Consider the following 8,872-nt stretch of genomic DNA (forward strand, 5'->3'; position numbering starts at 1 on the left):
AAGACAGGGAGAAACCCACAACGCAGAATTTAAGAAAGAGGGCCCGGGGGCCCTCAACATTTATGCTTCAGTCGTGAAGCCATTATTCTCAAGACGCTGTATGTAGTTATCTACAAGTAACGCAGCCTGCTGGCTATTACCCTCCGCTATAGTGACTTCGCGGAAGATTCTTTCCTGAGGGCTATCATTGCTTATAACTTCACCAACACGTCCGAAAATACGGACTTTATGCATCGCACCGACTTTTTCATGTTCTACACGGTAAGTTTTTATCTGAGTCATATTTTGCTCCTTATTCCTTCATGGAGCAAAAAGACCCACCGGGGCCTTTTTGCCCCGATTGGGTAGAGTTTATTAAGAAAGTATTTGATGAACTAGCTTACTGACTTCAATAGACAATAAAGAAGTATCATCAACTGTTACGAAAGTGTCCGTTTCAAAACCAATTATTTCATCAGTCTTAATACCAACACCAACGATTTCTATTCCATTACATTTAGCCTTTTCCATAACTTCGACGATAGTAAATTCCGATTTATTCGGATAACCATCAGTTATAAGAAAAATTATTTTCCTATCGAATTGGCTGTCAAGTAACAGATCAACAGCTGCCATTAAAGCAGATCCCGTAGGGGTATAATAACCCTTACATCCAAGAGTGAATTTCGATAGAGATTCCTCAACGCTTTGATCAAACGTTTTGATAATCTCAAATTCACTTTCCTTGAAGGGAAAAACTATATTGGAGACATGCATTTTTGACAAACTTTCAGCGGCCATCGATAAAGCAAGATCTGACTTAATGGCATGAATATATCTTTCATCATTAGCCATTGACGCTGAAATATCACGAACTAATACGAGGCCAACATGCCCTCTATTTTTAGATTCGCTTTGAGCTCTGAAGACATCACGAACTCCCATTTGTGACAGAATTAATCGATTTCCATCGAAGGTAATTCCACGCTCATGAGTTTTGTTTCGGCCACGCATTTTAACCTGCTGTAAAACAGACAAGTCGCTACCGATTGAATGACTCAGAGACAAAGCCTCATTGTAAACATTCAAATCGATAAGGAGATCAGGGATATCCCATTCAGAAGCACCGAATTCGGCTTTCACGTCATCGGATACTTTTGATGCAATACCTTCAATCTCTTTAGCCAAAGCATCGTGATAATCTTCGCTATCCTCATCACTGCTAAGAAAGGCATCCAACAAATCTGCCAGTATCTCCCATTGAGCCGATGAAAAGTTACTTTCATCTTCAACGTTAGTCGAACTGGCTTCATCTGATTCACTCTCGGAAGGGTTAATCGCATCAGTATCGTCTTCAATAATGTTATCACCCGTGGGATTGCCACCGGTGGGTTCATTATTTCCCTCGTTATCTTCAGCAAGTTCTGAAGGCTCAGAACATCCCTCTTGAGCAAGATCAGCGTTATCGGAAGTATCTGCCTGACCTTCACTATCGTCCTCAGAATCATCCTCACGACTATCAGTCGACGTAAGCGATTTATCTTCTGATTCGGTATCGGTATCGGTCTCGGATTCATCATATGCCTCCTGCTCCTCCTGCTCTGTCTGCTGCTGTTGTTCCTTTGCCTCATCCCGCAGTCTCTCTAAAAGAGCCAGGGTCTTACGAGCAAGGGATTCACAGCCCTGAGTATTTTCACAACCAAGAGCATCATGAAAAATTTCCTCAACATCAGAAATTACTGGAGAAAGTATCTTTTGGGCATAGTCAAAAAACGGATCGAGGGTTTCTTTGTGACCTACCTGCTGAAGGACTTTTACTCGCAATGAGTTAAGCAGATACCACTCAATAAATAGGACAGGATTTTCCGGACGAGAAGATATATCAGGAGTCATCCTTCCGGCTTTAACCATCAGTGCGTAAGTGGCTGCAAGCCGCCGCTTTGCATCCGGATAATCGTTACCAACCTTCTCTTCCATCTGTACATCATCGAACAGATTTATAAGCCCGGTAAGACGTTTTGCCCTGCTATAAGCTTTACGTTTCTCAGCGAGGCTCTCAAACTCTGCATTCATTCCGTCATCGAAGCGTGTAAACCCTTCAGATGACATGAGAACACTATTAAAGGCGTCACTGTAAACCTCACTGACGGTATAGCGACCATGACCAGCTTCATGACAGGTAAAACCTTCAATCAGACTGACAAAGTCATCATCGCTATAATCGCCGTTTGGTAAAACACAAACTTTATTGACAGGATCAAAATACGGTCCTTTGGTATTGTCGTCTATTACAACTCTTACATCGCCTAAGCCGCTAATGACTTTTGCTATATTCTGTAAACGCTTAATATGGCGCGGCGATGATTTAAGATCTAATTTCATAGAATACCTCTTTATAAAAAGGGGTACTCACCCAGATGGTGAAGTACCCATCTGGGGTTTTTAATAAAGCAAACAGTTACCAGCCTTTGAGCTCGATATCAAAACCATTTTCAGCATTGTCTTCCTGTTGCGAAACTGATTTCTCAGGTTCAGCTACAGAATCAGTGTTTGAAAACGTGCTGTTTTTTATATCGTTCTCTACGACAGGTTCAACCTGAAACACATTTGTTGAATCTAAAATAGCTTCAATACCTGTGTTCTGTAGCGCGTTCGGTTCTGTTTGTGAGCTTTGATTAAATGATCTGGTAATAGATTCCAACCAGTCAGTAACCTTTTGCTCTCCTGAAATAATACGCTTTAACATTGAAGCATCACTCATGAAATAAAACCACTGCTGTAACACCGCAACGTCGCGAGGTTCAGAAATGGCACCTTTAGGTAAATTATTCATTATGTGTTTTATAGCTTCTGCAAGTACTGCCGCCTCTTTATGTATAAACATGAAGCTAATGATCTTATTTTGCATTTGCTTCAGTCGGTCAATAGTACTTGAGCGCAAATTATTATTTTTACTAATTTTTTCATAAACCCTCATTGCTTCTTCTGCCAGATCTGTTATCAATTGTTCCTGATAGTAGTCCTGGGTTTCATCACCTTCAACGCTAATAGGCGTAAAAGGAATAAAGTGAGCAATATTAAATCTAAAGGATTTTATGAAATCATCTTTAGTTAATTTCAACTGATCAATCAAAGAAGACATTCTTGGGCTTCTATTTTTTTCAGCCTCAATATGCATCTCATAATTGTCTACAACGTTTTGAATACCTGCCTGAAACTCTCGTTCAATCTCTTGGGCCCCTTCCAGAAACTCTTCCATACTGGAAACTGGTAAAATCCACATATTGCTATAGCGGATGCACAAGCGTGAGCAAAGGGTTGATATTCTGCTGGTAATCGTACTTTTGAAGCTAAGGGCTTTTATGTCAATCCAACGTACTTCGCTTTTAGATACGCTTTTTTGATCCGTAATATCATCTCCATCATAAGACAAATCGATTTTATCGGTTCGACGCGATCCTTGACAGCCACTTATTTCAATTTTTGTTATAACTGCACCTTCCAGTAAATCTGGATATGATTTTGCAAAATTCTCAGAGATTTGTTTTGCAGATACTTTGTTAAGCATTGAAGTATTTAAAGTCATGGGTTTCTCCAAAAAAAAGGGGAAACCCTCCCCAACGGGAAAGATTTCCCGATAGGGTTGATATTAAAGCTTCTCTGGTGCAATTAAAAGAATACCGGGAAACTCAGCGGCAACATCATCATTGCCCATTGCTCCCTGATACATATAACCTTTTAATTCCATTTCTTTAATTAGACCTTCCATATTTATTTTACCATCATGATAAAACAATAAAGAATAGTCGTTATTCAGTTGCATAAGTCCAGTAAAATTAGTTCCGTTTTTTGCTATAGCAATGGTAGCAGCACCATCCGTACTTAAAAACGCACTAAATTCAAGATGGGATAACTCTGAGATACAAATATCAGAGGTTTCATAACAAATCCCATCTAACTCGACTTTTTTGCTGTGAAATACTCCAGCGATTTATCCTTGTCTTCGCCAAGAGAAAGATCTATAGCTTGAAGAACAAGATCGACCACATGTAAAGGTAAAGCAGAAGCAAAAGCTATTTTGAAAGTGTCAAGAAGACTAAAGGTTTTTAACGTCATCGACGTGCCAACCCAAGCTACTAATTGACGAATATCCATCACACTGTCTTCTGTACCAGAGTCATTTACTGCAATCGCTACTCTTACGAACTTCTCAATGACCTGAAAAGGCAAAGAGCTATATCGTTTAGTAAGCACATTGGTTAAAGCAACTTTGTCGGGCTTCTCCATTTCAACTATCAAGAACCGCTTTATAAAAGCTGCATCTTGACGTTGAGAAGAAACGAACCGGCGAGCGCCTCCACTCATGTTTGTGTTTGCAGTACCAATAAATCGCGTGTAGCCATTAGCAGTTATAACCTCACCACCATTAGCACTGAGTGACCAGGGCTTACGTTCAATGGGCATGTGAAGTTTTGCTGCCGTATCAGGATCGATTTTGTCCACTTCATCCAGAAGAATGAGGTGACCATTACGAAATCCCGTTACCAAATCGCTGTGTACAAAACCTGTATTACCACCATTAAGACTGCGCTCACCTTCAAGCTCATCAACTCGAATATTGCTGTTGATCTGCTTAATTGTCAGCGGCCAATTCATCATGTGGCTAATGTACATTACCATTTCAGTCTTGCCAGAACCGGACTCACCTTTAAGACACACACTTAAATCTATATCCGGACTGATAAGCAGTTTAACCACTTGTTCAAGTATTCGGGGATTTGGTATGTAGTCTTTGTTCAGCGGAGCTCGATACGAGGTTTTAGTTTTGAAAACAGGCACAGCCATCTTTGGATCCATTTCTGGAATACCAAAAAGGTCCTTTGCTAGAACTAAAAGATACTCACCTTTATCCACATAATGTTTTAACTTTATAACATCCGGGGAAAGAAGAGCTTCTAATTTTTCATAAGCATCAGAAGATGTTTCATTTAACTTCATAGCGGCATTAGACATTTTTAACTCCGGTAAAATGCAAACACCGCCCTCTGGCAGATGTTTGCCAGTGGCATTTTATTTGAGATTCATTTGGCAAATAGTTGCCATCAGTTTCCTGATTTGAGGCACATTATAACCAAGATGATTTCCCACTATTTCAAAAGCTTCAGACATGATCCATTCAAAATGATTTTCGAATATTGGATTTATTTCTAACTTGCCAAAAGCGTTTCGTTTAGTTAACAGATCACATGAAACAAGCTCGTCAAACAACTCTAATGTGGATTTAAAAGCTTTTATGTAAACATCCATAATTTCCCTGTCAGTCCATTTAACAGCCAGTTTTTTTTCTGACATTAAATAATCCTGATCAAAGAAGATGTCCCAGCCCATATCGTCATTGCAATCATGCAAAATGATTTCATCATCATTCCTGCATTCAGCTAATTTCGTGTTTTCACTAATCGAACGATGCGAATGATAATAGAGCCATGATTTTAATTCCGCTCTAAATTCACATGCATCAAGTCCATGAGATAAACAAGTGTATTCAAATGATTTTGACATATACCACCGTGTTTCAGCTTCTAAAAGTGGATTCACTGTGATATTACCATTGTCATCTTTGAAGAATAACTTTCTCCTCAACACTAGTTCTTTAATGATTTCCAAAGACTCTTCCATAGCGGATAGAAAAACAACATACACATCCTCAGGGGTCCATTCTATTACCAGACCACCCAAATCTGGGTTATATTCTTCAACCGAATATAGATAATCTGTTTCTGCTGCAAAATTAATTGTATGCAAAATCTGATTTTTAAGTAATTTGGATTTTTCATAAAGGTGATTTTCACGCCTTTCAGAATCATAATTTATCTCAGAAATGTTACTTTCATCTGATTTAAAGTTTAATCCGGACGTGTATGCATCATTTAAATGCTCTTTGGGTGAATCAACTATTTGCGTTATTTCATCTTCATCTATATCGAATATAGAAAAAAAACTAAGTTGATTACTACTTATTGCAGTAGCCCTAAATTTTTGTTTCATGGGGACTCCAAAAGGAGAAATCCCATGAAGGGATTTCTCCCCTTTAGGGTGGGTTTAATGTCAGATCTGATTAAAGCTACTTTGTCCAAAACCTTTTAGAGGTTTAGGTATGTGAGCCAACTTACTTGTTGCTACCACTCTCATGTAGTCAAGAGGATGTTCTCTCCCTTCAATCATAATAGTATCGACAACAATATAACCGGAGACCATCAACTCATCACCCTGATTTATACCAGTGAAACAGGTTGAATACATTTCAGGCGACACCTTGATTTGAACTGAAAATTCTCTCTCAGTGATTTCACCATCAACTTCTGTCTTCATCCTATTTTTGAGCTTTATTAACAAACCTATACTCTGGTCAGTCATTTTTTTCTCCACAGCACTGATAACTATCCCGGACACTTTTACTTCATTGATATATTCAAGATATGACATTTTCCGCTCCTCGATTTGTTCAAAGAGAAGCCCCGTTAGGGTTCCCCCTTAACAGGATTAAATAAATTTATTAGTTACATACATGAACGTGCAGACTACCAAACAGGCAATTCCGGCAATATGTAACCAATTTCTTGTTGGTTTAGTTGGTGCAATCGCTAAAGAGTTCTCCAACTTCTCTGTTACAAGACGTCGATTCTCTGCTTTAGCCGCATCATCTAAATATTGAGTTTCACGCTTAGCGAGAGTCTCAATTTTCGATTTTATTGCATGGTCCCATCCTTTAGTTTCAAAAACGCTTAACTCACTAAAGGTGTGCGTCATGAGATCTTCTGGGAAACCCAGTTTTTTCATTAACGGACGAATGGTATCATACATTTTTTCTACATTTTCGTAGTGGGCCTTTACTGCGACATCAAAACGCTTACGTAAAGTTAATTTTTCACGTTTGCAAATGATGTCCGAAACCCAATTTATTAACTGCTCATTTTTGAGTTCACTGGCTTTTTCAAGTGAGTAATCCAGATTATCCACGTCAAGAAATGAATTTAATCCGTATTTTTCAAACTCCTCAACAAGATATTTATCCAGTTCAGTTAAGCTTTTAAAAAGTGGTACATCTGGGGAAGCTTTAAGAAGCTTATAAGCTCCTTCGAAATCAATTTTCTTGACCACGAGCTCCACAACATCCACATGATAATAGCTTGAATAAGCAGAAAGCTTTTCGGCCAACAAAGACACAGGCTTAAGAGACTTAAGTTCAATGATATTTGGGCCGTCCTCATTCAAAATAACAATCAGTTCATTATCACGTTCTGTATATTTCATCAGAACTTCTAAGAGCTGTTTGTTTAGCGCCTTATCCATCTCTGGAATAATTTCACTAAAGGTTTGATGAAGGGCTTTACTGCGAGCTTTATTTTTAGACATTTGGGGTCACCTATATATAGTAAGAAGGAAGAAACAAATTTTTGTTTCAACACGAAGGCAAAGCCTGTCATTCATCTCCCGTAAGCTATGAACCGCCTGATTTATACTATCTGGCATTAGAAGTACGCAACAAAAATAGCCCCAGGAGGAGCTAAATTAGTTACGGTTTGGTAAATTCAGATTGCCTTTTGCAGGCATGGGAAGTGCACCAGCGACAAAGGTGACATTTTGCCGGTGGTGTCTTACAGCTTGTTTAAGCTGGCCGCTTTTCACGGCTAAATCAACGCTTAACGCGAAAGTAACTTTAAGCAAAGTTACTCAAATTTGGGAGCTGATATTTAAGCTCATTGTTTTTATACTATAGCTTTAAGCATAAGTAAATGCCCATATCGAATTATTCTGTATAAAGTGGAGAAATTCGAATATTAGCTGCTTCTTTTATCTTTTCTTCACTGCATTCTCTTAAAAAGAAAGAAGGATCACCATACCACATTACAAAAAGTTGCTTTTCTGCACGCGTAAATCCAACATAAAGCAAACGTCTTTCTTCTTCTATTGCCTCCTCCCCAACTGATCTTTTACTTGGTATCTGATCCGCATTACAACTCATTATTATTACTTTATTCCACTCAAGACCCTTTGAACCATGCAAGGTTGATAGGACTACTTTCTCTGGGCTGTATTCCTCGTCCTTCTTCCTAGGGCCTAATGACATTGCAGCAGCACGATTTATCATATTCATCCAACCAGTCTTTTCTGCCCACTGTTTACAAGTGTCTAAAGCAATTTTTGTTAAGGTTGCTGTACCTTTATTACTCCTCATCTTGATTGACGACGATTCCATCCATTTCGTAAGGTTGGCGAAACGTTTTGCTATCTCAACTTTATCAGAACTTTCCTGGGTAAAGCGCACGAAGTTTGAATGTAATGTTTTTGTTTCGAGAGAACTGTCCTCCGGGATGGCAAGGTCGCCAAAAGTAACTTTTCTTCCTCTCATACTCAATGCCACTTCATCCAAAACTGATTCCTGTTCTCCAAACAATGCCAATACTCTCTTCATTAAGCGAGGATCATTTGATTGTCGGAAAAAGGCCATAAGGCTTAACACATCGCTTGTTTCTTTTTCATCCCAGAATGATTTACCTCCGTAACGAATTACTGGCTGTTCGATCAAACTTTCTAGCTCATCCAAGTGAGCATTATTGCGGCTTAGAATTGCCCATCCATGTGGATCCTGATTTATAAGGCTTAAAATACCCTGTATCTGTTCCTCCATATCTACATATGAACGAAAAGTGACCTTTCCCCCTCCCTTTTTTGCCGAGCGTAACTCTTTGGCATAACGGTAAACATTCTTTCCTATCAGTGCTCCGGCCACCTCTAAAATTTCAGGTTCACACCTAAGGAAGGTGCGAATAAGCAGGTCATTTCTTCCCAAGCTGACTCGCTGATTAAAATTTCGCGGATCTGGGCCGAT

At 39.1% G+C, this 8,872-nt stretch carries 8 protein-coding genes and 1 pseudogene; all 9 read right to left on the minus strand.

Annotation, left to right across the window (positions count from 1 at the left end):
- Positions 1–60 precede the first annotated feature (60 nt).
- Positions 61–282, minus strand: a complete 222-nt coding sequence (locus GF617_RS19885; RefSeq protein ID WP_000192120.1) for a hypothetical protein — start codon at positions 280–282, stop codon at positions 61–63.
- 72 nt (positions 283–354) lie between these two features.
- On the minus strand, positions 355–2,361 hold the full coding sequence (locus GF617_RS19890; RefSeq protein WP_000762700.1) for a VWA domain-containing protein: 2,007 nt from the start codon (positions 2,359–2,361) through the stop codon (positions 355–357).
- A 76-nt stretch (positions 2,362–2,437) separates the two neighbouring features.
- Positions 2,438–3,565 carry a DUF3150 domain-containing protein gene (locus GF617_RS19895; RefSeq protein WP_000174396.1) on the minus strand — a complete coding sequence of 376 codons (1,128 nt, stop codon included), beginning with the start codon at positions 3,563–3,565 and terminating at the stop codon, positions 2,438–2,440.
- 63 nt (positions 3,566–3,628) lie between these two features.
- Positions 3,629–3,802: a hypothetical protein gene (locus GF617_RS19900; protein WP_001176645.1), complete on the minus strand. Its 174-nt coding sequence runs from the start codon at positions 3,800–3,802 to the stop codon at positions 3,629–3,631.
- A 131-nt stretch (positions 3,803–3,933) separates the two neighbouring features.
- Complete coding sequence (locus GF617_RS19905) at positions 3,934–4,992, minus strand: AAA family ATPase (RefSeq protein ID WP_000063335.1); 1,059 nt, start codon at positions 4,990–4,992, stop codon at positions 3,934–3,936.
- 57 nt (positions 4,993–5,049) lie between these two features.
- Complete coding sequence (locus GF617_RS19910; protein WP_000810361.1) at positions 5,050–6,027, minus strand: hypothetical protein; 978 nt, start codon at positions 6,025–6,027, stop codon at positions 5,050–5,052.
- Positions 6,028–6,087: 60 nt separating this feature from the next.
- Positions 6,088–6,465, minus strand: a complete 378-nt coding sequence (locus tag GF617_RS19915; protein WP_000120822.1) for a hypothetical protein — start codon at positions 6,463–6,465, stop codon at positions 6,088–6,090.
- Between the two features lie 57 nt (positions 6,466–6,522).
- A complete protein-coding gene (locus GF617_RS19920) occupies positions 6,523–7,395 on the minus strand; it encodes a hypothetical protein (protein ID WP_000041927.1) in 873 nt (290 codons plus the stop codon).
- A 394-nt stretch (positions 7,396–7,789) separates the two neighbouring features.
- Positions 7,790–8,872, minus strand: a pseudogene (gene trhI, locus GF617_RS19925) (IncHI-type conjugal transfer helicase TrhI); the annotation flags it as partial.

The sequence above is a fragment of the Lelliottia sp. RWM.1 genome, from assembly GCF_016859735.1.
Classification (GTDB): domain Bacteria; phylum Pseudomonadota; class Gammaproteobacteria; order Enterobacterales; family Enterobacteriaceae; genus Enterobacter.

Excerpts from the sequence above, each read along its gene's own strand:
- GF617_RS19885 (WP_000192120.1), bottom strand. The coding sequence starts at position 282 with ATGACTCAGATAAAAACTTACCGTGTAGAACATGAAAAAGTCGGTGCG.
- GF617_RS19890 (WP_000762700.1), bottom strand. The coding sequence starts at position 2,361 with ATGAAATTAGATCTTAAATCATCGCCGCGCCATATTAAGCGTTTACAG.
- GF617_RS19895 (WP_000174396.1), bottom strand. The coding sequence starts at position 3,565 with ATGACTTTAAATACTTCAATGCTTAACAAAGTATCTGCAAAACAAATC.
- GF617_RS19900 (WP_001176645.1), bottom strand. The coding sequence starts at position 3,802 with ATGCAACTGAATAACGACTATTCTTTATTGTTTTATCATGATGGTAAA.
- GF617_RS19905 (WP_000063335.1), bottom strand. The coding sequence starts at position 4,992 with ATGTCTAATGCCGCTATGAAGTTAAATGAAACATCTTCTGATGCTTAT.
- GF617_RS19910 (WP_000810361.1), bottom strand. The coding sequence starts at position 6,027 with ATGAAACAAAAATTTAGGGCTACTGCAATAAGTAGTAATCAACTTAGT.
- GF617_RS19915 (WP_000120822.1), bottom strand. The coding sequence starts at position 6,465 with ATGTCATATCTTGAATATATCAATGAAGTAAAAGTGTCCGGGATAGTT.
- GF617_RS19920 (WP_000041927.1), bottom strand. The coding sequence starts at position 7,395 with ATGTCTAAAAATAAAGCTCGCAGTAAAGCCCTTCATCAAACCTTTAGT.